Source organism: Pseudomonas syringae group sp. J248-6 (assembly GCF_032586995.1).
Classification (GTDB): domain Bacteria; phylum Pseudomonadota; class Gammaproteobacteria; order Pseudomonadales; family Pseudomonadaceae; genus Aquipseudomonas; species Aquipseudomonas amygdali.
Map to the genome: position 1 here is coordinate 50,263 of NZ_JAWHOP010000018.1, position 20,997 is coordinate 71,259.

At 59.2% G+C, this 20,997-nt stretch carries 23 protein-coding genes; 8 read left to right on the top strand and 15 right to left on the bottom strand.

Annotated features, from left to right (window positions below; translation table 11 throughout):
• Positions 1-20: 20 nt before the first annotated feature.
• From RYC17_RS20565 to RYC17_RS20585, 5 genes are all read right to left on the bottom strand, one after another.
• Positions 21-1,316: a flavin-containing monooxygenase gene (locus tag RYC17_RS20565; RefSeq protein WP_054082343.1), complete on the bottom strand. Its 1,296-nt coding sequence runs from the start codon at positions 1,314-1,316 to the stop codon at positions 21-23.
• Positions 1,317-1,442: 126 nt separating this feature from the next.
• Positions 1,443-2,174, bottom strand: coding sequence for a class II aldolase and adducin N-terminal domain-containing protein (locus RYC17_RS20570; RefSeq protein WP_057405245.1), 732 nt, complete (start codon positions 2,172-2,174; stop codon positions 1,443-1,445).
• A 58-nt stretch (positions 2,175-2,232) separates the two neighbouring features.
• Positions 2,233-3,066 carry a transporter substrate-binding domain-containing protein gene (locus RYC17_RS20575; RefSeq protein ID WP_316904267.1) on the bottom strand — a complete coding sequence of 278 codons (834 nt, stop codon included), beginning with the start codon at positions 3,064-3,066 and terminating at the stop codon, positions 2,233-2,235.
• 26 nt (positions 3,067-3,092) lie between these two features.
• The gene (locus RYC17_RS20580; protein WP_316904268.1) at positions 3,093-3,965 is read right to left on the bottom strand and encodes a phytanoyl-CoA dioxygenase family protein; all 873 of its coding nucleotides are present in this window, start codon (positions 3,963-3,965) and stop codon (positions 3,093-3,095) included.
• A 24-nt stretch (positions 3,966-3,989) separates the two neighbouring features.
• Positions 3,990-5,510: an amino acid ABC transporter permease/ATP-binding protein gene (locus RYC17_RS20585; protein WP_316904271.1), complete on the bottom strand. Its 1,521-nt coding sequence runs from the start codon at positions 5,508-5,510 to the stop codon at positions 3,990-3,992.
• A 475-nt stretch (positions 5,511-5,985) separates the two neighbouring features.
• Between RYC17_RS20585 and RYC17_RS20590 the strand changes: the two genes are divergently transcribed.
• Entirely contained in the window at positions 5,986-6,900 is a 915-nt protein-coding gene (locus RYC17_RS20590; protein WP_244392284.1) for a LysR family transcriptional regulator, read from the top strand.
• Between the two features lie 171 nt (positions 6,901-7,071).
• Here the strand turns inward: RYC17_RS20590 and RYC17_RS20600 are convergent, their stop codons facing one another.
• The gene (locus tag RYC17_RS20600; protein ID WP_058402149.1) at positions 7,072-7,347 is read right to left on the bottom strand and encodes an accessory factor UbiK family protein; all 276 of its coding nucleotides are present in this window, start codon (positions 7,345-7,347) and stop codon (positions 7,072-7,074) included.
• A 418-nt stretch (positions 7,348-7,765) separates the two neighbouring features.
• On the opposite strand from RYC17_RS20600, the gene glnK reads away from it, so the two are divergent.
• The 4 genes from glnK to sutA all read left to right on the top strand — a co-directional run bounded on the left by glnK (position 7,766) and on the right by sutA (position 10,571).
• Positions 7,766-8,104, top strand: coding sequence for a P-II family nitrogen regulator (gene glnK / locus RYC17_RS20605; protein ID WP_002555808.1), 339 nt, complete (start codon positions 7,766-7,768; stop codon positions 8,102-8,104).
• Positions 8,105-8,137: 33 nt separating this feature from the next.
• Positions 8,138-9,475, top strand: a complete 1,338-nt coding sequence (locus RYC17_RS20610; protein WP_003435008.1) for an ammonium transporter — start codon at positions 8,138-8,140, stop codon at positions 9,473-9,475.
• A 242-nt stretch (positions 9,476-9,717) separates the two neighbouring features.
• Positions 9,718-10,137 (top strand): secondary thiamine-phosphate synthase enzyme YjbQ, encoded by a 420-nt coding sequence (locus tag RYC17_RS20615; RefSeq protein ID WP_058402158.1) that lies wholly within the window; start codon positions 9,718-9,720, stop codon positions 10,135-10,137.
• Positions 10,138-10,241: 104 nt separating this feature from the next.
• Complete coding sequence (gene sutA, locus RYC17_RS20620; RefSeq protein WP_058402148.1) at positions 10,242-10,571, top strand: transcriptional regulator SutA; 330 nt, start codon at positions 10,242-10,244, stop codon at positions 10,569-10,571.
• Positions 10,572-10,645: 74 nt separating this feature from the next.
• On the opposite strand, the gene RYC17_RS20625 is transcribed toward sutA, so the two are convergent.
• The 6 genes from RYC17_RS20625 to lptM are packed head-to-tail and all read right to left on the bottom strand — an operon-like array spanning position 10,646 to position 15,219.
• Positions 10,646-11,338, bottom strand: a complete 693-nt coding sequence (locus RYC17_RS20625) for an HAD family hydrolase (RefSeq protein WP_058402147.1) — start codon at positions 11,336-11,338, stop codon at positions 10,646-10,648.
• Entirely contained in the window at positions 11,331-12,230 is a 900-nt protein-coding gene (xerC, locus tag RYC17_RS20630; protein ID WP_058409779.1) for a tyrosine recombinase XerC, read from the bottom strand. The genes RYC17_RS20625 and xerC overlap by 8 nt, the downstream gene beginning before the upstream one ends.
• A gap of 2 nt (positions 12,231-12,232) precedes the next feature.
• Positions 12,233-12,967, bottom strand: a complete 735-nt coding sequence (locus RYC17_RS20635; protein ID WP_058402145.1) for a DUF484 family protein — start codon at positions 12,965-12,967, stop codon at positions 12,233-12,235.
• Positions 12,968-12,980: 13 nt separating this feature from the next.
• Positions 12,981-13,811, bottom strand: a complete 831-nt coding sequence (gene dapF, locus RYC17_RS20640; protein WP_058402144.1) for a diaminopimelate epimerase — start codon at positions 13,809-13,811, stop codon at positions 12,981-12,983.
• Positions 13,812-13,815: 4 nt separating this feature from the next.
• Positions 13,816-15,063, bottom strand: coding sequence for a diaminopimelate decarboxylase (lysA, locus tag RYC17_RS20645; protein WP_316904274.1), 1,248 nt, complete (start codon positions 15,061-15,063; stop codon positions 13,816-13,818).
• Positions 15,064-15,072: 9 nt separating this feature from the next.
• Positions 15,073-15,219, bottom strand: a complete 147-nt coding sequence (gene lptM, locus RYC17_RS20650; protein WP_002555817.1) for an LPS translocon maturation chaperone LptM — start codon at positions 15,217-15,219, stop codon at positions 15,073-15,075.
• A gap of 237 nt (positions 15,220-15,456) precedes the next feature.
• Between lptM and cyaY the strand changes: the two genes are divergently transcribed.
• The 3 genes from cyaY to rnk all read left to right on the top strand — a co-directional run bounded on the left by cyaY (position 15,457) and on the right by rnk (position 16,567).
• Positions 15,457-15,789, top strand: coding sequence for an iron donor protein CyaY (gene cyaY, locus RYC17_RS20655; protein WP_058402142.1), 333 nt, complete (start codon positions 15,457-15,459; stop codon positions 15,787-15,789).
• 2 nt (positions 15,790-15,791) lie between these two features.
• Positions 15,792-16,022 carry a DUF1289 domain-containing protein gene (locus RYC17_RS20660; RefSeq protein ID WP_044295754.1) on the top strand — a complete coding sequence of 77 codons (231 nt, stop codon included), beginning with the start codon at positions 15,792-15,794 and terminating at the stop codon, positions 16,020-16,022.
• Positions 16,023-16,159: 137 nt separating this feature from the next.
• A complete protein-coding gene (gene rnk / locus RYC17_RS20665) occupies positions 16,160-16,567 on the top strand; it encodes a nucleoside diphosphate kinase regulator (RefSeq protein ID WP_057401476.1) in 408 nt (135 codons plus the stop codon).
• Positions 16,568-17,189: 622 nt separating this feature from the next.
• Here rnk and RYC17_RS20670 read toward each other — a convergent pair.
• The 3 genes from RYC17_RS20670 to RYC17_RS20680 all read right to left on the bottom strand — a co-directional run bounded on the left by RYC17_RS20670 (position 17,190) and on the right by RYC17_RS20680 (position 20,960).
• On the bottom strand, positions 17,190-20,036 hold the full coding sequence (locus tag RYC17_RS20670) for a class I adenylate cyclase (RefSeq protein ID WP_316904277.1): 2,847 nt from the start codon (positions 20,034-20,036) through the stop codon (positions 17,190-17,192).
• A 183-nt stretch (positions 20,037-20,219) separates the two neighbouring features.
• Positions 20,220-20,468 carry a TIGR02647 family protein gene (locus tag RYC17_RS20675; RefSeq protein ID WP_003367562.1) on the bottom strand — a complete coding sequence of 83 codons (249 nt, stop codon included), beginning with the start codon at positions 20,466-20,468 and terminating at the stop codon, positions 20,220-20,222.
• Positions 20,469-20,684: 216 nt separating this feature from the next.
• Positions 20,685-20,960 (bottom strand): hypothetical protein, encoded by a 276-nt coding sequence (locus RYC17_RS20680; RefSeq protein ID WP_080394867.1) that lies wholly within the window; start codon positions 20,958-20,960, stop codon positions 20,685-20,687.
• Positions 20,961-20,997: the final 37 nt, after the last annotated feature.

Consider the following 20,997-nt stretch of genomic DNA (forward strand, 5'->3'; position numbering starts at 1 on the left):
GTGGACATTGAGCGCGATGATCAACCGTTGACGTTGCGCAACGGCACGACGGGGGTGGCACGTTTGCCGGCGTCATAGGAACGGTATTTGTGCTGCGTGGCGATCTGATCGGCGACGTGTTTGGCGTCGTGCCATACGCCCCAGATAAACGCGGAGCCGCGGCGCGACAGCCATGGCAGGCCGACGAAGTACAGGCCTTGCTCGCAGGACACGCCGCGCTGGTGACGAGGTTTGCCTTTGCTGTCGAAGGCATCGACCTGCAGCCAGCTGTAATCCAGGGCATAGCCGGTGGCCCAGATGATCGACGTGACGCCTGACTCGATCAGGTCCAGCTCGCTAAGCGGATGGGTGATGCACGGCGCATCCGCCACGCGTTCACGGGCCGACGGCTCCAGCGGCAGGTCCAGGCCGTTGCGTGCGGCGTAGGCATCAGCGGCATCGAGCAGCGACAGGTAGTTCGCGTCGCCACTGTCGAGGTTGCTCACCAGATCGTTCTGGAAGTGCACCTTGTTGCCGACGAAGCTTTCGGTCAGGCCCACAAGGTTCATTCCGGCCTGAGCCAGCCGGCGGAAGTCGACCGTGTAGCCGCCCCTTGCACCACTGACCGCGATGGTCACGTGCTCCTTGCCGGGCTGCATGGTTTCGCTGTCCCACAACCCCAGCACACCCATCCACCAGCAGAAGTCCCGGCCGCGATAGGCGCGCGGCGGACGGTCGTGAGGGCCGACCGACAAGTACACTTTGCGACCCGAGAGCAGCAGCTCCTCGGCGATTTGCACACCCGAGGAACCAGCGCCGACCACCAGTACGCCGCCCTCGGGCAGTTGTTGCGGATTGAAATAGTGCGCCGAGTGGATCTGATGAAGCGCCTCGTTAACCGGCGCAATCGGCGGGATGACCGGTTTCTGGAACGGCCCTGTCGCCGAGACCAGATGATTGACCACATAGGTGCCGGCACTGGTTTCGACGGTAAAGCCTGCACGCCCGGTATTGCGGGTAACGCGCTTGACCTCGACGCCGGTCTTGATCGGCGCATTGAATTTGCGGGCATAGCGCTCGAAGTACTCGGCCACTTGCTCCTTGCCCGCGAACCCGTCCTGATCCATGGCGAATTCAAGGCCGGGAAACCGGTCATGCCAGGCCGGACCATTGGCTACCAGCGAGTCCCAGCGGCCACTGCGCCACGCCTCGGCAACGCGGTGTTTTTCAAGCACCAGGTGCTCGATGCCAAGACGGCTCAGGTGTTCGCTGGTGGCCACTCCGGCCTGCCCTGCACCTACGACGAGCGTATCGATCTCTATGATTTTTTCTGTCATCTCGGCATCCCTCGACAGGTGGCTTACGACCTGTTGGACGTAATGAAAAGTGTTGAAACGTCGATGCGCGGGCGCAAAAAGCCCTACGCCATCCGCAGACGCGCATCCAGTCAGTAGCAGGGGCGATCAGTCGACCAAAGAGGGGTCAGCCTGAATCATCAGCAGTTTCATTTCCTCGAAGTGCTGATGAGAGAAATCCGTAATCTTCTGCCAGTCACGGGCGGTCTTCTCGGCGACATCGTCCGCCAGCACCTTGAGCGGCTGGCCGGTGGACCAGGCCGTCACCAGAATCTGGCAAGCGCGCTCCAGGGTCCAGATGTCATCGAAGGCTTCGCCAACGGTCGGCGCGGTGACGATCACACCGTGGTTGCCCATCAGCAAACGGCTCTTGTCCTCCAGCAAACCGGCCAGTCGAGCGCCCTCGGCGGTCGTGTCGGCCATGCCGCCGTAAAGCTCGTCCACCGCGATGCGGTTGAAGTAGCGCGCAGTGTTCTGATCGATGGGCGGAATATGCGGCTTGACCAGGCACGCAACGGCCGTGGTGTAGACCGGGTGCAAGTGCAGCACCACACGCGCATCGGGAAGACGCTGGTGGACCTGGCCGTGAATCGACCAGGCCGTCGCATCGACATCAGGGCGATGCGCCGCGTCGGCATCATCGGCGTCGAGCAGCAACAGATCGCTGGCGCGCACGCGCGAGAAGTGTTTCCACTTGGGGTTGAGCAGGAACTGTTTGCCATCCGCCGAAATGGCCGCGCTGAAGTGGTTGGCGACCGCTTCATGCATACCCAGATGGGCGATGATGCGGAACGTCGCGGCCAGGTCTATGCGCGTCTGCTCTTCGAAATTAAGGGCCATGCTAATTGCTCTCCGGTCGAGCGTGCCTGCCGAAACTGCCAGGCACGTCCTTTGGTTGTCAGGGCTTGGGCATCAGGGCGGCGATGTCATCGGCTGTCGGTGCCTGAAACTTGTATTTCTCCAGCAACGCGGCGTATTCCGGGGTCTTGCTGTACTTCTCAAGGCCATCTTCCAGGGCCTTGCGGACCACATCGTTACCCTTCTTCACGCCAAAGCCGTTGAGCACCGGGTAGATCAGCGTTTCAGAAGAAATCACCACCCGGTTACCCAGCTTTTCGACCACGCCGCGTGCGACGGCTGCGTCAGTGATCTGCGCTTCGACGGCATGGGCCAGCATGGCCTGGGTGGTCTGTGGGTCGGTGCCGTACTCGCTGATGGCGATCGGTTGCAGACCGTTCTTCACGCAGTAGTCGGTCGAGAGTTTCTGCAGTTGTTGCAGCCAGGAAGTAGCCGCCATGGAGCCGATCTTGTGGCCACAGAAGTCTTCTGGCGTCTTGGGCTGATAGGCGCTGCCCTTGACCGACAGAATCGCCTCACCGCTTTTCAAGTAAGGAATCATGTCGATGACTTTCAGGCGGTCGGGGGTGATGTACATCGACGAGTTGGTGATGTCGAAACGTCCGCCCTGCAGCCCGCCGATCAGATTGGGAAAGCGCGTGTCGATGTTCTCGGCCTTGAGCCCCATGACCTTTGCCAAGCCGTCGAGAAACTCGATGTCGAAACCGGCGGGACGGTTCTTGTCCATGTATTCATAGGGGAAGAACGTCATGTCCGAGCCGGCGATGATCTTGCCGGGCTGCTGGAAAGCCGAAGCGGCAGACGAGGACATGGCAACCACCGCGCCCAGCAAAGCCAGGGCTACGGGACGAACAATCAGAGCTGACAGCTTCATAGGTATTCCTCGTGGGGTCATGGAGATCAGGCAACGGCGGCGTCTTTTCCGGCTTGCTGCACGAAAAATGAAGCACCCTTGGGTTTCTGCGGCAGGCGTATATGGTTCTCGGTGCTACGTACCAGACCGCTCTCCTGGCCTGCGACCATCAACCCGGCATGCTCGCTGGGCAAAGGGTTCTCACCGAACGGCAATGCGTCTTCAGCGGCATAGACGCTGATGAACAGCGTGCGCGGGAACTCGGTTTCATTGGGGCTTGAAGCATGCAGCAGGCGTGTGTGCATGAAGCACACCGAGCCCGACGGGCCATAGCAGGCGACCGGTTGCTGACAATGCTGTTCAACCACCGCGTCTTCCACGGCACCGGTGAAACGGTCGTTCTGCCAATGCGACCAGAGCGCCTGCTTATGGCTGCCCGGCGCCACGTTCAGCGGGCCGTTTTCCGGGGTCACATCGCTGATCATCAGCAACGCCGTGACCAGGTCATCATTGCTGTGCGGTGTGAAGAGGAAGTCCTGATGCCACTTCACCTGAGTCGCGGTGTGCGGCAGCTTGGAGTTGATCTTGCTGTGATGAAAACGGGTGCCATTGCCGCCGATCAGCTGCGCCGCGATGGCTGCCATCCGGGACTGAAACGCCGCGTGCTGGTAGGCCGGCGAGATCTCCGTGGGCGAAGCCACGCGGCGCAGCGACGGGTGATCCGGCCGATGATCGCTTTCGATGTCGAAGCGCGGACGCCCGTCCTGAGTCTGCCCCCAGGCCTGACTCTGACTGCGGCTGTCGTCGACCCACTGGTCGAAGTCCTGCTGAAGCGCTGCCACTTCATCGGCTACCAGCACGCCCTCCACTACCAGAAAACCCTGCTCGTGAAACTGGTCAATCTGCCATTGCTCGATCATGTTCTTCTCCTCTTCAACAAGGCCTCAGGCCAGTGAGACATCTTTAAGAAAGGCTTCAACGCGGGGGTGCTGGCCGTCGCGTAGCGCCTGGGGTTTGTCATCGCAGATCACACGTCCCTTCTCCATAAAGACGATGCGGTCAGAGACCTTGAAGGCGAAGTTCATTTCATGGGTCACGATGACCATCGTGATGCCTTCCTGGGCCAGGGTTTCAATGACCTGCAACACCTCGTTGACCTTCTCCGGGTCCAGCGCCGAGGTGGGCTCGTCGAACAGCATGATTTGCGGGCGCATCATCAGGGCGCGAGCGATGGCGACACGTTGCTGCTGGCCATCCGATAACTGATGCGGGTATTTCCAGGCGTGCTCCAGCATCCCGACCTTGTTCAGCAATTCGTAGGCCTGCTGCTTGAGCTCGGGTACCGGTGCCAGGCGGTGATAACGCGGGGCCAGCAGCAGGTTGTTCAACACCGTCAGGTGCGGAAACAGGTTGAAGCTCTGAAACACCATGCCGATGTTCAGGCGGTAGGCGGCGTTCTCCACGTAACGCGGCTTTTGCGCGCCCTGGCGAACCAGGTGAATGAATGGCTGGCCGTTGATCTTGATGTCGCCGTTGTCGATCTGCTCAAGACCATTGAGCAGCCTGATCAGCGTGGTTTTGCCCGAGCCTGATGGGCCGATCACCGACACCACCTCGCCGGAATTGATCTGCAGGCTGACCGCACCGAGCACTTCGATGTCGTTGTACGCCTTGTGCAGTCGCGTCGCTTGCAGTGCCGGCCCTTCGAAGTCGATGACAGGACGAGCGACAACCGCCGATTTGCGGCTGGCCAGCTCAAGCATTTCGGCGTCCGGCGTGCGGGTCACCTTGTGCTGCGTGACGTCCAGATAGCGCTCCAGGCGTTTGAGCAGGAAGTCGAATACGGTCACGATCAGCACGTAATAGAACGCCACGGCCGCCATGGTTTCCATTACCAGAAAATTCTGCGAATACAGGCGCTGACCGACCATCAGGATCTCGGTCAGCGAGATCACTGAAACCAGTGAACTGAGTTTGACGATGGAGATGTATTCGTTGGTCAGCGACGGCAGCGCCACACGCAGCGCCTGCGGGATCACGATCCGCCATTGCGTGCCCACGAAACGCAGGCCCAGTGCCCGGGCAGCTTCGGTCTGGCCCTTGGCGATGGACAGCAGGCCGCCGCGATGAATTTCCGCGACGTAGGCCGTTTCGCACATCACCATGGCAATCAGGCCGGCCCAGAACGGGTTGGCCAGCACCGCCGAGGTAGCGGGTACTGCCTGTGGCAAGTTGTAGACAAAGATCAGCAGTACCAGTAACGGTAAACTGCGAAATAACCAGATATAGGCTTTGGCCGGCAAGTTGATCAGCGGCAACGATGATTGTTTGGCCAGCGCCAGAACAAAACCCAGAACAATACTGATAACCCAGGTCAGTACACTGAGTTGAATGACCGTCCAGGTGGCCATCCAGAATTCCGTATCGCTGAACAGGCCAAACATGTATTTCCAATCAAACGTCATTGTCGGCTCGCTCGGCAAATTGAATAGTGATGGGCGACGTCCTGTTGAAGTTGAAACGGGACGCTGTCCGTTTGCCCTTCTGAAACCATCATGATTGATGCCAGGTCCGGCAGACAAATAGTAAGTTTTGGCCCGCAGCATAGGAAAATCCTAAGCAGATACGCCGGTATTCATCTTCAGGGCGGCGTCGCGTTGAAACGGGTTAGTTGTGCGTTAGTGTCACAGCGCATTGATTGCACACTTTTAGGGCGATTGAATAAAGCGGCAGCGATAAGCGCTCGTAATAGGTGCGCAGCCCGGGTTTTCGGGCTTTTCTGGCAAGCCTCTATTATTTGCGGGTGTTACTGAGTGACCATGGCCAGCAGCGCGCCCGGTGAATCCGCCAAGGCGCGGGCGGCTGGCACGCTCCTCGCTAAGCATAGGTAAAAGCTATTCAAATGCAGCCGTCCAGCATTTGCTCATCACGAGGTATCACGTGGCTCACTTCACATTGAAACAGCTCAAGTATTTCGTGACAGCCGTCGAAATGGACAGCATTGCCGAAGCCTCACGGCAGTTGCATATTTCACAGCCTTCCATCTCCGTCGCCATCAAGAACCTCGAAGAAGCCTTCAATCAGCCGCTGTTTGTGCGTCACCACGCTCAAGGTGTTTCGCTAACTTCCGGTGGCGGGAAAGTGTATGAGAAAGCCAAAGAGTTGCTGCGACTTTCCGAAGAGCTTGAACAAAACTCCCGGGCCGAAAACAAACACGTCTCCGGCACTATCGCGATTGGCTGTTTTGAATCGGCCGCGCCGCTTTACATGCCCAGGCTGGTGGCCGGTTTCAAGCGTTTATACCCGGACGTCACCATTCAGCTGTATGACGGCGAGCAACATGAACTGATGCACGGGCTGCACCGTGGGCGCTTCGATCTGGCGTTTCTGTACGACCTGGAACTGGGAACCACGATCAACAAAGAGGAATTGAATGCACCGCACAAGCCCTATGCGCTGCTGCCAGCAGCCCACCCTCTGGCGAAGAAAAAAACCGTGACCTTGCTGGAGCTGAGCCGCGAGCCGATGATCCTGCTCGACGCCGTGCCCAGCAGGACCTACTTCATCGATATCTTCACGGAAAAGGGCTACACCCCAGTGGTCGCGTACAGCTCCCCGTCGATCGAAATGGTGCGCTGCATGGTCGGCCAGGGCCTGGGGTTTTCGGTCCTGGTCACACGCCCCAGAACCAACATGACCTACGACGGCGAGCTGCTTGTGCAGCTCGATATCGAAGACGACATGCCCGCCTCCACCCTGGTCATGGCCTACCTGCGCAACAACCAGCCAACCCGTGCGACACGCCTGTTCATGGATTACTGCCGGACCATCGAGCTGGCACCGCCTGCAGCCTGAAGGCGCTTGCGAAGCGTGCAACGAATGCTGGCTGAACCTGCAACTGACTCACCACCTGGGCAAGACAGAAATGGAAAAGGCCGTTCAGATTCGCGAGCAGGTGAGGTGCCTGGCTCGCTGTGCATGACAATGTTCAGCGCTGCAGCGCACTGACTGCAAAACAAGGAAAGCTTATTCGGCTTTTTCAGTCCCTGTCGCCCCGGCGGCCTTTTCTTCCAACTCGGCCATCTTGGCCTCCAGCGCTTCAAGGCGGGCGCGGGTGCGGGCGAGGACGGCCATCTGGCTGTCGAATTCTTCACGGCTGACCAGGTCCAGTTTGCTGAAGCCGCTTTGCAGCAGGGCCTTGAACTGGGTTTCGAATTCGCTGCGGGGGACTGGCGTTTCGCCGTTGAAAAGACGGGAAGCGTGGCCACTGAGGGCGTCAAGAAAGGCTTTGGGCGCGAGCATGATGATTTTCCTGAATCAGAGGTCAGCAGTGTAACACGCAGTGTCTATAGTCAATTTGACGGGGCGACTCGCACGCTTATGGAGCGCTGTGGCGTGCACATGAGCACCATTAGTGTGCATTACCTTCGTCGCGAAACCCGTTTGGCCCTGTAAAACCTGCCCAAGGGCCTGTATTCAATGAATATTCACGAGATGGCAAGCTTTCTGCTTAGTGGCTTATGACCCATGCACTGATGCAGTCGCTGTGACGAATGCAGTGCGGCAGGCGGAGCGGGGAAGTGTTTCGTCAGAAGCGGTTTTCTGGAGTTGGTCTGGCCTGATCAGGCGGCCGACACGTTACAAAGCCAGGCACTGCGCTTAGACTTGAGTCGGGTTTGTTTTCCTGGGGCAAGTCCACCAAATTCGGGAGAAAGTTTTCATGAAGCTAGTCACTGCCATCATCAAGCCGTTCAAACTGGATGACGTTCGCGAGTCGTTGTCTGAAATCGGCGTGCAGGGCATCACCGTCACTGAAGTCAAAGGCTTCGGGCGTCAGAAGGGTCACACTGAGCTTTATCGCGGTGCTGAATACGTCGTCGACTTCCTTCCAAAAGTGAAGATCGATGTCGCCATCGATGACAAGGATCTGGATCGTGTCATCGAAGCCATAACCAAGGCCGCCAACACCGGCAAGATCGGTGACGGCAAGATTTTCGTGGTCAATCTGGAACAGGCCATTCGCATCCGTACCGGCGAGACCGATACAGACGCTATTTAAGCCGCCAAACCCAACGCCCCAGGAGAAAACAATATGACTCTGCGTCAATTCGCAGGGCTCGGTGCCCTGTTGTCCCTCGCATTACCTGGTCTTGCCCTGGCGGCTGACCCAGTGGCCGAGCCGGTGCTGAACTCTGGCGACACTGCATGGATGCTGACCTCGACCGCTCTGGTCCTGTTCATGACCATCCCCGGTCTCGCGCTGTTCTACGGCGGTATGGTTCGCTCGAAGAATATTCTGTCCGTGATGATGCAGTGTTTCGCCATCACCGGTCTGATCAGCATCCTGTGGGTCGTTTACGGCTACAGCATTGCGTTCGATACAACCGGTATGGAAGCGGGCGTCGTCAACTTCAATTCCTTCTTTGGCGGTATGGGTAAAGCGTTCCTGGCAGGCATCACGCCGGCAAGCATTACCGGTCCTGCTGCGTTGTTCCCTGAGGCGGTGTTCGTCACCTTCCAGATGACCTTCGCGATCATCACCCCTGCCCTGATTGTCGGCGCTTTCGCAGAACGCATGAAGTTCTCCGCAATGCTGGTGTTCATGGGTATCTGGTTCACTCTGGTCTACGCGCCAATCGCCCACATGGTCTGGGGCGGCGTCGGTGGTTTGCTGTGGGACTGGGGCGTTCTGGACTTCGCTGGCGGCACCGTCGTACACATCAACGCCGGTATAGCCGGTCTGGTGGCCTGCCTGGTACTGGGCAAACGCAAAGGCTTCCCGACCACGCCGATGGCACCACACAACCTGGGTTATACCCTGATCGGCGCTGCAATGCTCTGGGTCGGCTGGTTCGGCTTCAACGCCGGCTCCGCGGCTGCAGCCAACGGCACTGCCGGTATGGCCATGCTGGTTACTCAAATCGCTACCGCGGCCGCCGCACTGGGCTGGATGTTCGCCGAGTGGCTGACTCACGGTAAGCCAAGTGCTCTGGGTATCGCTTCGGGCGTGGTTGCCGGTCTGGTTGCCATTACCCCTGCCGCCGGTACAGTTGGCCCGATGGGCGCTTTGATCATCGGTCTGGCAGCAGGCGTGATCTGCTTCTTCTGCGCCACCAGCCTCAAGCGCAAGCTTGGCTACGATGACTCCCTGGATGCGTTCGGCGTTCACGGTATCGGCGGTATCGTCGGCGCAATCCTGACCGGTGTGTTCGCAGCACCTGCACTGGGCGGTTTCGGCACTGTGACTGACATCGGTGCTCAGGTCTGGATTCAGTTCAAGGGCGTTGCGTTCACCGTTGTCTACACCGCAATCGTGACCTTCATCATCCTCAAGGTGCTGGATGCAGTGATGGGTCTGCGCGTCACCGACGAGGAAGAGTCTGTCGGTCTGGACCTTGCGCAACACAACGAGCGTGGCTACAACTTGTAAGCAGCCGCAGATGCAAAAAAGAATGCCCGGTCTCCGGGCATTTTTTTTGTCTGACGGTTGCGGATATACCGCCGCTTTTTGCTGTCATTGATCTTGCCCGCGTCAATGATTTCGGCACCGTGACGCAGCGCAGGTAACGATGTATCGACAGTCTTCGTCAACTTGCAGGGAAGCCGGTTTATTGCGCGCTTTGCTTTTTTCTCAGTCGAGTTAGAATGCGCGCCGAAGGTGCGGAGAACGGTATGTGGCATCAATCCAGAATTGCCTTGCGGGCCAGGCCCCGCGGGTTCCATCTGGTGACTGACGAGATAGTCGCGGGTTTGCCCGCATTACGCGATTGTCGTGTCGGGCTACTGCATGTATGGCTGCAACATACCTCGGCTTCGTTGACCGTCAACGAAAATGCCGATCCGGCGGTACGTCGCGACTTTGAGCGTTTTTTCAACCGTCTGGTGCCCCAGGGCGTGGACGGCTACGAACATGACGACGAAGGCCCTGATGACTTGCCAGCGCATTTCAAGGCCAGTCTGCTGGGCTGCCAGTTGGTTCTGCCGGTGACGGCAGGACGACTGGCGCTGGGCACTTGGCAAGGTATTTACCTGGGCGAACATCGAGACGCTGGTGGATCTCGTAACGTCCTGGCCACCCTTCAGGGTGAGTAGACATAACCGCTGAGATCAGCGGTTGTTGAATTTTTCCGATCGCCTTAGCATTTCCGGGCGGTTGGGCTATAACTAATCAGCTTTCGCAAGTCATGAGGTACAACATGAGCGACGACGACGATATTAAGGATGATCTGGAAGACGATCTGGACGGCGAAGAAGACGATGGTCTCGCAGCGGCCTCCCCGGAAGACGACGCAGCCGAGCCAGACGATTCCGACGTTCCGGCAGCACCGGCAAAAGGCAAGGCCAAGGCCGCTGTCTCGGTCGATGAACTGCCTAGCGTAGAAGCCAAGAACAAAGAGCGCGATGCTCTGGCGCGTGCCATGGAAGAATTCCTGGCGCGTGGTGGCAAGGTGCAGGAAGTGGAGGCCAACGTGGTCGCCGATCCGCCCAAGAAGCCTGACAACAAATACGGTAGCCGCCCGATTTAAGGCTGCAGACGCTGTATGAGAAAAAGCCCGCCGTCGCTGCGGGCTTTTTCTATTGAGCGAACATCAGACCGTTTTCAGGCCCAGCGTGCCAGGACTTCCGGCAACTGCGACAGGTTGTGGATCTCGGCATCCGGCAGCCGGTCTGCGTCCCAGGCCTTGCCTTGCGGGTTGTACCAGATGGCGCGCATGCCAGCCTGCTGGGCACCTGCGATATCGTCCTTGGGGTGGTCGCCTACGTGCACGGCCGCGCCGGCATCGACCTTTGCGCGCCGCAACGCTTCCACAAACGGTGCCGGGTCGGGCTTGCCGATGCCCAGGTCCTCGGCGCACAGCGCGAAGGCAAAGTAGTCTGCCAGCCCCAAACGACGCACATCGGCATTGCCATTGGTAATCACGCCCAGCGTGAAGGTCTTGGCGAGAATTTCCAGCATGGGTTGCACCTCAGGGAAAATCTGCACCTGATGGCGGCCATGCAGGAAGACTTCAAAGCCCCGGTCGGCAAGGTCCTGCGCCTCGTCCGGGTCGTAGCCGGCATCTTCGAGCGCATGGAACAGCACGCGGCGTCGCAAGGCGCTTATGCGGTGCTTGAAGGACGGGTCTTCAGCCACCAGACGCGAGCGAATTTCCCACAGGTGCTCGACAGGAATCGCCCCCAGCCTGGGAGCGTTTTCGCCCAGCCAGTCACGCAGTGTGACTTCGGCACCGGCAATGGCAGGGGCGGTGTCCCAGAGCGTGTCGTCAAGATCAAACGTCACCAGCTTAATCATCTGCAGCTCCTTTACGTTTGGCTCGGGGATGGGCGCTGTCATAAACAGTAGCCAAATGCTGGAAGTCCAGGTGCGTGTATATCTGCGTGGTCTTGATATCCGCATGACCCAGCAGCTCCTGCACGGCGCGCAAGTCCTGTGAAGACTCCAGCAGGTGACTGGCGAACGAGTGACGCAGCATGTGCGGGTGCAGGTTCTGCCCCAACTCCCTCTCACCGGCCGCCTTGAGCCGCACTTGAATCGCGCGCGGGCCGAGGCGCTTGCCTTGCTGGCTGACGAATACGGCGTCGTCCTGCGGATTGGTCAGGGCACGCAACGGCAACCATATTTCCAATGCCTGGCGCGCCTTGCTGCCGACCGGCAGTACGCGGGTCTTGCTGCCTTTGCCCAAGACCTGCACCAGCCCGTCGCGCAGGTCCAGCTGGTCCAGGTTCAGACCAGTCAGTTCGGACAGTCGCAACCCTGATGAGTAAAGCAGCTCCAGAATGGCCTGATCGCGATGAGCCAGAAAATCATCTTCGACGCCGCCATCCAGCAATTGCGCGGTGCGGTCGGTGTCCAGCGTCTTGGGCAGACGCCGTTCACCCTTGGGCGGTGACAGGCCGTTTGCCGGGTCGTGCTGGCAGATGCCTTCGCGATTGAGGTACTTGTAGAAACCGCGCACCGCCGACAGCATTCGCGCCAGACTGCGTGAAGACTGGCCCTGCTGGTGCTGGCGGGCGGTAAAGCTGCGCAGGTGCTGGATATCCAGATCATTCCAGCTCGACAGTTGCGCCTTCTGGCAATACGCCAGAACCTTGCTCAGATCGCGCCGGTAGGCTTCAAGCGTATGAGGCGACACCTGACGCTCACTGCGCAGGTGCATGCAGTAGGCGTCCAGATGCTGTTCCATAGCTAGCGAACCGAGCGTAAAGAGTGAGCGAAACGCGGCAGCAGGCGGCTCAGGACATCGGCGATGTAACTGAGGAACAGGGTGCCGACCGAGCTTTTATAATGCTGCGGATCACGGCTGCCGATGGCCAGCACGCCATGCAAGCCCAGGTGATTGAGGCTGGCGATGGCGGAAGAGCCGACTTCCTTGCCTTGCTCTGCGCCAAACAGGAACGCCAGTTCATGCTCACGCAGAGCGCCGCAGATGATTTTCTCGCCAATCAGGCCGCCGATGGATTTCTGTGCTTCGGCGCTGCTGACCCATCGCCCCACTTGCATCGGGCTGTCGCTGAACAGGATCAGGCTGACGAAGGGCACCTGAAAGTCCTGACGCAGGCTGTCTTCGACAGCGATGACCAGTTCGTCCAGGCTGGTGGCATCCATCAGGGCGAGGTTCAGGCGTCGGGTCTTTTCGAACAGGCGGTCGTTGTCCCGTGCGACGTCCATCAGTTGCGACAGGCGATGACGCATTTCGATGTTGCGCTCGCGCAGCAGCTTTAGCTGACGCTCGACCAGCGAAACGGTATTGCCACGCTGGTGCGGGATGCGCATCGACACCAGCAGCTCGTCGTGCTCGGCGAAGAAGTCCGGGTGCTCAAGCAGAAAGGCGATGACCGCCTCTGCTTCAAGGTCTGGCGCTGCGCTATCGACAGGCGATTCGCAGGGTGTGCCTGTTGAAGCGGGAGGTTGATCGGTCATGGCAGTTACTCACTCAAAGACGAACTTGGCCTTCATAAACCCTGACGGCGGGGCCGGTCATCATGACAGAATGTCCCGGGCCAGCCCATTCGATGGACAGGCGACCTCCGGGCAGGTCGATCAGCAGCGGCGAATCCATCCAGCCCTGGCTAATGGCAGCAACCGCCGCCGCACAGGCGCCGGTACCACAGGCCTGGGTTTCCCCGGCACCACGCTCCCAGACACGCAACTGCGCACGCTGACGATCCACCACGTGGAGAAAGCCCACATTGACCCGTGCCGGAAAGCGCGGGTGATGCTCGATCTTCGGCCCCAGCTCGTGCACCGGCGCGTTATTGATGTCATCGACACGCAATACGGCATGCGGGTTGCCCATGGACACAGCAGCCAGTTCGATATTCTGCCCTTCTACTTCGACGTTGTAACGGGTGGCCTGCTCTGCGGCCTCGAAAGGTATTTCTTCCGGGACAAACCTGGGTGGCCCCATATCGACGCTGATCTGCCCGTCGCTGCGGATATCCAGCTCAATGATGCCGCTCTTGGTCTCAACGCGTATCTGCTTCTTGGCCGTCAGGCGCTTGTCGAGTACGAAACGGGCAAAGCAGCGCGCGCCGTTGCCGCACTGCTCGACTTCGGAACCATCGGAATTGAAGATTCGATAGCGAAAGTCCACATCCGGGTTGTTCGGTGCCTCGACCAGCAAAAGCTGATCAAAACCGATACCGGTGTGGCGGTCGCCCCATTGTTTGGCATGCTTGGGCAAGATGTGCGCGTGCTGACTCACCAGGTCCAGGACCATGAAGTCGTTACCCAGCCCGTGCATCTTGGTAAAACGCAGCAGCATGGGATTACTCCGGCAGCAGGCTTTCGCCAGCGAACAGCTCGGCCACGGTTTCGCGACGACGCACTTCAAAAGCCTGGGAACCGTCGACCAGTACCTCAGCAGCACGGCCACGGGTGTTGTAGTTCGAACTCATGACGAAGCCATAGGCACCGGCTGAATGAACCGCCAGCAGATCGCCTTCGGCCAGCGCCAGCTCGCGCCCTTTGGCAAGGAAATCGCCGGTCTCGCAGATCGGCCCGACGATGTCATACGCACGAGGTTCGCCGTCGCGCGGACGCACCGCTGTGACGTCCATCCACGCCTGATAAAGCGCTGGGCGGATCAGATCGTTCATCGCCGCATCGACGATGGCGAAATCCTTGTGCTCGGTGTACTTGAGGTATTCGACTCGGGTCAGCAGCGCGCCTGCATTGGCCACGATGAAGCGCCCCGGCTCGAACAACAGCCCCAGATCACGACCGGCAAGTCGTTCGCGCACGGCTTTGATGTAGTCGGCCGCCAGCGGAGGCTCTTCGTCGCGATAACGCACACCAAGACCGCCACCCAGATCGATATGGTGCAGGTGAATGCCGCAATCGCCCAGGCGATCAACCAGGTCCAGCAGGCGATCCAGCGCATCAATGAACGGCTCGAGCGTGGTCAGTTGCGAGCCGATATGGCAGTCGACCCCGATCACTTCCAGGTTCGGCAGTTGCGAAGCGCGAATGTAGACGTCTTCGGCATCTGCAATGGCGATGCCGAACTTGTTTTCTTTAAGGCCGGTAGAGATGTAAGGGTGAGTGCCTGCATCCACATCCGGGTTGACCCGCAGCGATATCGGCGCACGGACGTCGAGTTCGGCAGCCACTTTCTGCAGGCGCTCCAGCTCGTCGGTGGATTCGACATTGAAGCAGTGCACACCAACTTCAAGAGCGCGACGCATGTCTTCACGGGTCTTGCCGACACCGGAAAAGACGATCTTTTCGGCTTTGCCGCCTGCGGCCAGCACACGCTCGAGTTCGCCGCGCGAAACAATGTCGAAACCGGCGCCAAGACGCGCCAGGACATTGAGCACACCCAGGTTGGAGTTGGCTTTTACGGCGAAGCAGACCATATGCGGCATGCCGCTCAGCGCATCGGCGTAGGCACGGTATTGCGCTTCGATATGAGCGCGCGAGTAGACATAGGTCGGTGTGCCGAAGCGCTCGGCAATGGCAGACAATGCTACCCCTTCCGCGAACAGCTCACCGTCGCGGTAGTTGAAGGCGTCCATTGAATTCCCTTAAAGGTGCTTGTGCGATTGCGATTTGGCTTGTTCATCCGGAGTTTTGGTGTCATCCGGCAGATACAGCGGGCCTTTCTGGCCGCAGGCCGTAACAAGACAAGCGACCGCGACAAGCGCAGCAAGCGAAGAGATCAGGCGCTTCATGGCGAAATCCTTTGTAAAAGCATTAATTGCGCCAGAGTATACCGACCACCCGGCAGCTTGCCTATGCGATGGATCTCCCGTCTGGCGGGCCTTTGGCGTGAATGTCGGGGCAGAGCTATGGCTGACGGGATTAATGCGCGCATCCGTCGCCGATGATGGGTAAGCTTTGCATTTGCCCGGCAGCGTCCGTATCTTGCCCCTCTGCGCCATCAGCAGACACTTATCGAGGTTCCCGCAATGAGTTTGACCCAAGCCCGTTTCCACGACCTCGTCGATGCGACTCAGCATAATATCGAAGATGTTTTCGATGATAGTGGACTGGATGTCGACCTGGAAAACTCGGCCGGTGTACTGACAGTCAAGTTCGAAGGCGGCTCGCAGCTTATTTTCAGCCGTCAGGAGCCGCTGCGTCAGCTGTGGCTGGCAGCCCGCTCCGGCGGCTTCCATTTCGATTATGACGGAGATAGCAGCCGTTGGGCATGCGACACCAGCGATGAGCTGCTCAGCGAGATGCTTGCGCGCATCACCCTTGAGCAAGCCGGTGTCGAACTGGATTTCGACGATATCTGATCGTGAGCCAGTCCCCCGTTCGACCGCCCAAACCGCTTTTCAGCAACGTCAGCCCGGCTGTACCGTCGCCCTGTATCAGCCTGTGTCGGCTCGATGAGCAGAAGGTTTGCCTTGGGTGCTTCCGCCATGTCGAAGACATACGCGAATGGCGCTCGGCCGATGACCATCGTCGTCGACAGATTCGCCATGAGGCGGACCAGCGTCGAGCCACTGCGGGCCAGACCGCAGGCTGATACCGTGTCGGGTTGTGTATTTACTGCGCTGTGTTAGTGTCGGACTCTGCTTCTCCAGATTGAGAGGCCCGTAGAACCCCGCCCACCCCGGCGGGGTTTTGTTTTATTCATGGAGAATAAAGGAGTCTGCCCAGACCATGACCACAGCACCTTCGATCATCCTCACCCGCCTCGATGTACAGCGTCTTGAGAGTTTCATCGACAGCCAGGACGAAAACACGCCGGGCATCCAGGCGTTGCAGGCCGAACTGGACCGCGCCGACCAGGTAGTGGGCCACGATGAAGTGCCTGCGGGCGTTGTGACCATGAATTCGCGTGTGCATTGCCGTGAAGAAGTCAGCGGCAAGGATTACCACCTCAAGCTGGTTTATCCACAGGATGCAGGCGCAGACGGCACCGTCTCGGTTCTGGCACCAATGGGCTCGGCGTTGCTGGGTCTGCAGGTCGGCCAGCACATTGACTGGCCAGCACCGGGCGGCAAGACCCTCAAGCTGACCTTGCTGGCGGTGGAATATCAGCCGGAAGCCGCGGGCGAGTACGAGTAATCGAAGGCGCTGCATCCGTAGAGCGCCTCCGCATTCAAAAGCGGACGCAGAGCGTCCAGAACGGCATTCCCACGCTGGAGCGTGCGGAACGATAGGCGGCCCGCAGAACACCTATCGCGCCAATGCTCCGCGTTGGCATGCATTTCGTGACGCTCTGCGTCACAAATTTGCGCCACACCGCACATTCAAGAGCGGACGCAGAGCGTCCAGAACGGCATTCCCACGCTGGAGCGTGCGGAACGATAGGCGCACCAGAGAACACCTATCGTGCCAATGCTCCGCGTTGGCATGCATTTCGTGACGCTGTGCGTCACAAATTTGCGCCGCACCGCAAACTCAAGATCGGACGCGGAGCGTCCAGAACGGCATTCCCACGCTGGAGCGTGCGGAACGATAGGCGGCACGCAGAACACCTATCGTGCCAATGCTCCGCGTTGGCATGCATTTCGTGACGCTCTGCGTCACAAATTTGCGCCGCACCGCAAACTCAAGATCGGACGCGGAGCGTCCAGAACGGCGTCCCCACGCTGGAGCGTGCGGAACGATAGGCGGCCCGCAGAACACCTATCGTGCCAATGCTCCGCGTTGGAACGTTAGGCGCGCGGGACAGGATAAGCGTACGTCAGGCTTGGTCCATCGCCTCGTTCAACAGTTTTTCCAGCTCGGCCTTGTGATGCAGGAAGAGGATGCTTTGTCCATGCCGGTCATCCAGCAGCCCGGACAGGTCCAGGTCGGTGATGTAACAGCGATAGCGCTGGGGTTCCAGGCGTTTGCCGAGAATTTGCCGGGCAACGGCGGCATACAACTGGTCGCCATATTCCAGCTCGGAAAACTCGCAGTTATCGCAGTACAGCGTGGCGCTCAGCTGTCCGGGCGAGGTTTCTTCGATGATTGCCTGCACGTCATAAAACGCCTTGTCCGCCGCAGTCGGTGCCAGCCGATGTTCAACACGCCGGGCAAGCCCAGGGCCGGAAGGCAGCACTTGGTAATACAGGGTTTCCAGCGAAACCGACTCGGACGGGTCGTCCAGCGGCAATGACGCGCCTCGGCGATAAACCAGCGATTGAAGAAAACGCTGCAGTGGCGTCAGCAGGCTTTGTTCGTCGTGATACGGCAGGCGCTGGTGCCAGAGCGAATTGTGTTCGTCCAGCACATACACGTCGGCATCCGGCTCGTTGATTCGGTAGAACACCTGAATACATTCAGGCTGGCCAAGTGGCAGGATCAGGGCCAGATCGTGGCCGTCGAGTGCCTGAGGGTCCAGATGCAAAGGGCTGTACAACGGCAGCTCTTCACCCAGGTACTTGAACAGGCCTGGCAGGCTGTTGACCACTACATGACCGACCTGTCCGGGTTTGATCTCCAACACGTGATACTGCTGCTGCACCTGAATCAGATAACGGTGGTTCAACTGCCTGGCGAGTAATAACCGGGCCGTGCTGATCAACTCTTCAACCCGCTGGGCGATGGCAGGCGCCCGGTTATGACAGAAGCAGCGCACGCGAATCTGCGGCTGTTTACCGCTCTGCGGCAGGCTGCCGAGCAGTTCGCTCATGCAGTCGAGCAGGGCATGCGGGCCGTCATAGCGGCTGACCAGCGTTTCGTTCCAGGTATTGAGGGTGATCTGGTCCAGCGTCAGCACCAGATTCTCCCGGACGCCCGCGTAACTGAGCGAGTCGGTGCGCTCGGTGGTCATCAGAATATTAAGGTCGCGGTGATGCCTGAGCGGGTCGACACCGACATTGACCAGCAACAGTATCTCGCTGGGTGTACTGGGCATGAGCAGCTCGTCGTCGCTGACCTCGGGCAGCGGCAGTTCAATACTCTGCTGCAAGGCACCCAGCAGGTTGAACAACTCGAACTCGCTCAAGTCACTGGCGCCTGGATGCAGCGCCACGCGGGTCGTGGTGTCGATCACGTTGTTGCGGTGGCACCAGGTCAGCAGCTCGAGCAATTCCCGGCTGCGCTTGATCGGCGAAAAGTTCGGCCACTCGTGAATACCCAGGTTGCCGTTGTACAGGGCCCACTGATGCTTGCCTGGCTCGCGCTTGTCAGGAGAATGCACCAGCGTCAGCGTGTCTTCTGCAAGGTCCGGGGCGATGCCCGGATTGATGAACTCGACCTTGCCCGCCTTGCGCTCGAAAGCCGCATACAAACGCCGACCGAGTATGGTCAGGTCACGAGCATTGAGCGCATCGGCGGTGCTTTGCGTTCTGGCGAACCGGGTCTGAAAGCGATAGCTGTAATTGAGCTCGTTAACCAGCGCACGACGCTCGCTGGCCACCTGGCGGACTTTCCACTGGCTGCGGCTGTCGAGCAGCGCCAGTTGTCGTTCATCCCAGCCCCACTCAGAGGTCAGGCGCTCCAGCAGCAGGCGTTGCCAACCGGTGTTGCGCTGACGGCTCGAGCCGGTGAGCTTTTTGTTGACCTTCAGGTACAGGCTGCGCCGCACCAGTTCCAGCCGCTCTTGCTCGTTGCGTGCCTGTAGATGCTCTTCGATACGCCGGTACACAACCACGTACGGGTCCAGCTCATCCAGGTCCAGCTGGTTGGCAAACACCGCTTGCTTGAAACGCAGGCTCAGGCACTGCACGCGAGGATGCTCGCTGGAATAGACCTCGATCAACAGCAGCTTGAGCACAGACTTGTAGGGCGACTCGATGCCTTTGAACAACTGCCACAATCCGGCACCGATGAACTCGGCCGGAGGAATGTGCGACATCGGACCGAGATCGAGCACCTCGCTGGCGCGGATGAAGCGCTTGCTCAGCAGAGTATGGGTGTAATCCTCGTAATTCTGCTCCTCATAGACCGGCACCAGCCACCACATCGGGGTGCGCCCGGCGAGCCAGATCGCCGTGCGATAAAACTCGTCGAGCAACAGGTAATGCTGAGTAGTCCCGCAATCGTCCGAGCTGAGCTGCGAATCGCGCTCGCCACTCTTGAAACGCTGTGGGTCGATCAGAAAGAAATGCGCCTCTGCGCCCATCGTCGCAGCCCAGGCTTCAAGTGCCTGGCATTTCTTGCGCAGTTCGGCGATAGCCTCCGGGTCCAGCTCGCTGTCGTGGCAGACCCAGACATCCATATCGCTTTGTTCAGCCTGAGCCAGCGTGCCCAGGCTGCCCATCAGAAACAGGCCGTGAATCGGCTGGGGAGCGTTACCACGCCGGACCTTGTACGAGAAGGAGCGCGTCAGGCGTTGCGCTTCAGCCAGCGCCAGCGTGTCCGGTTCGTACTGCGAGACGCCAGCAGGCGTGCCACCGGAAACGTAACCGGGCAGCAGAGGGTGGTTGACGTGAAAGAACAGCGGCAGCAGCGTCAGAACGCTTTGCTGACGCGTCGACATGCCTTCGAGGGCACGCGCGTATCGCCCGTCATTGAGAGACAGGAAACGGTTGCGCAGCTGGCTGAGAACCTTGCGGTCGATGCCCTCATCCAGGTCGGGGCGAATTTCAGGATTACGCGTCATCGCAACTCAAGGCATCTGGCCTGTGCAGGCGTGGAATTACTGAGCAAAGATGGCGGAGAAGGTTTGCAGCCGAGAGAAGAGGATTCAGTCGGGTTGTTATTCTGACGCCAGAATCCTGTATCGACCGGCGTTCAGATAAGTGAAGGGCCTGCCACGCTTTTTTGTGCGCAGGCCCTGCGACCGTCAGGCAGCTTGTTTGGAAACGTTGAGGATGGTCAACAGTGATTGGGCATGTTGAGCGGCCTCAAGCCCGAGGCTGGTCAGATAACCGCCATCGACCTGGGTCGTCAGTCCTTTATCGAAGAGTCTTTGTGCTGCTGCGACGGCCGTGGGCGCCGCTACATGGTGGACTTTGAGGCCTTCCTGGGTGTTTCCCAGATTGAACAGTGCAAGGATTTCCAGTTCGGCAACCAACTCAGGGGTATACGACATAGGTACTCCAGACTTTTTGTAGTAGTACGACCTCACCGGCTGGTGGGTGTGCTCTGGAATCGACGTGTCCGATCTGCGCTCGTCGGTTCTGGATGACCGTTAAAGCCGGTTTGGCGTGTGGCCCCGGAGGATCAAGCGGCAGCGGGGCATTTGCAGTGTAGTCAGCGTCTGAAGTGTTTGCAGCATATATCTTGCTGGCATGCTCGGACCGCAGGATTACTTTTCCGGTGGCAGATCGGGCAGGGCGCGCAGCGCTGCTTCATACCATTGCGTGTCAAACGGACGGTCCTGCTCCAGCAAGGCATCGATCTCGATGGCCAGCACGTGGGCCATCATCTCCAGAATATCCTCACGCTCATAGTTCACCAGGGTCAGCATGTTGAAGACCGCTCTGGCTGCAGGCGGTTTACCAGCTTCGATCTGGTTTTCGATGGCTTCGATCAGGGTCGAGGCAGCAAAGTCTTCTTCGTCATTATCGATGTCGTCGGTCATGGTCACTCCTCAGGTAAGGCAGGCAGTCTAACCGGCG

Excerpts from the sequence above, each read along its gene's own strand:
- RYC17_RS20585 (WP_316904271.1), bottom strand. The coding sequence starts at position 5,510 with ATGACGTTTGATTGGAAATACATGTTTGGCCTGTTCAGCGATACGGAA.
- RYC17_RS20580 (WP_316904268.1), bottom strand. The coding sequence starts at position 3,965 with ATGATCGAGCAATGGCAGATTGACCAGTTTCACGAGCAGGGTTTTCTG.
- sutA (WP_058402148.1), top strand. The coding sequence starts at position 10,242 with ATGAGCGACGACGACGATATTAAGGATGATCTGGAAGACGATCTGGAC.
- xerC (WP_058409779.1), bottom strand. The coding sequence starts at position 12,230 with ATGGAACAGCATCTGGACGCCTACTGCATGCACCTGCGCAGTGAGCGT.
- dapF (WP_058402144.1), bottom strand. The coding sequence starts at position 13,811 with ATGCTGCTGCGTTTTACCAAGATGCACGGGCTGGGTAACGACTTCATG.
- cyaY (WP_058402142.1), top strand. The coding sequence starts at position 15,457 with ATGAGTTTGACCCAAGCCCGTTTCCACGACCTCGTCGATGCGACTCAG.
- RYC17_RS20570 (WP_057405245.1), bottom strand. The coding sequence starts at position 2,174 with ATGGCCCTTAATTTCGAAGAGCAGACGCGCATAGACCTGGCCGCGACG.
- RYC17_RS20635 (WP_058402145.1), bottom strand. The coding sequence starts at position 12,967 with ATGACCGATCAACCTCCCGCTTCAACAGGCACACCCTGCGAATCGCCT.
- lysA (WP_316904274.1), bottom strand. The coding sequence starts at position 15,063 with ATGGACGCCTTCAACTACCGCGACGGTGAGCTGTTCGCGGAAGGGGTA.
- lptM (WP_002555817.1), bottom strand. The coding sequence starts at position 15,219 with ATGAAGCGCCTGATCTCTTCGCTTGCTGCGCTTGTCGCGGTCGCTTGT.
- RYC17_RS20675 (WP_003367562.1), bottom strand. The coding sequence starts at position 20,468 with ATGTCGTATACCCCTGAGTTGGTTGCCGAACTGGAAATCCTTGCACTG.
- RYC17_RS20680 (WP_080394867.1), bottom strand. The coding sequence starts at position 20,960 with ATGACCGACGACATCGATAATGACGAAGAAGACTTTGCTGCCTCGACC.
- RYC17_RS20565 (WP_054082343.1), bottom strand. The coding sequence starts at position 1,316 with ATGACAGAAAAAATCATAGAGATCGATACGCTCGTCGTAGGTGCAGGG.
- glnK (WP_002555808.1), top strand. The coding sequence starts at position 7,766 with ATGAAGCTAGTCACTGCCATCATCAAGCCGTTCAAACTGGATGACGTT.
- RYC17_RS20615 (WP_058402158.1), top strand. The coding sequence starts at position 9,718 with ATGTGGCATCAATCCAGAATTGCCTTGCGGGCCAGGCCCCGCGGGTTC.
- RYC17_RS20670 (WP_316904277.1), bottom strand. The coding sequence starts at position 20,036 with ATGACGCGTAATCCTGAAATTCGCCCCGACCTGGATGAGGGCATCGAC.
- RYC17_RS20600 (WP_058402149.1), bottom strand. The coding sequence starts at position 7,347 with ATGCTCGCGCCCAAAGCCTTTCTTGACGCCCTCAGTGGCCACGCTTCC.
- RYC17_RS20575 (WP_316904267.1), bottom strand. The coding sequence starts at position 3,066 with ATGAAGCTGTCAGCTCTGATTGTTCGTCCCGTAGCCCTGGCTTTGCTG.
- rnk (WP_057401476.1), top strand. The coding sequence starts at position 16,160 with ATGACCACAGCACCTTCGATCATCCTCACCCGCCTCGATGTACAGCGT.
- RYC17_RS20625 (WP_058402147.1), bottom strand. The coding sequence starts at position 11,338 with ATGATTAAGCTGGTGACGTTTGATCTTGACGACACGCTCTGGGACACC.
- RYC17_RS20610 (WP_003435008.1), top strand. The coding sequence starts at position 8,138 with ATGACTCTGCGTCAATTCGCAGGGCTCGGTGCCCTGTTGTCCCTCGCA.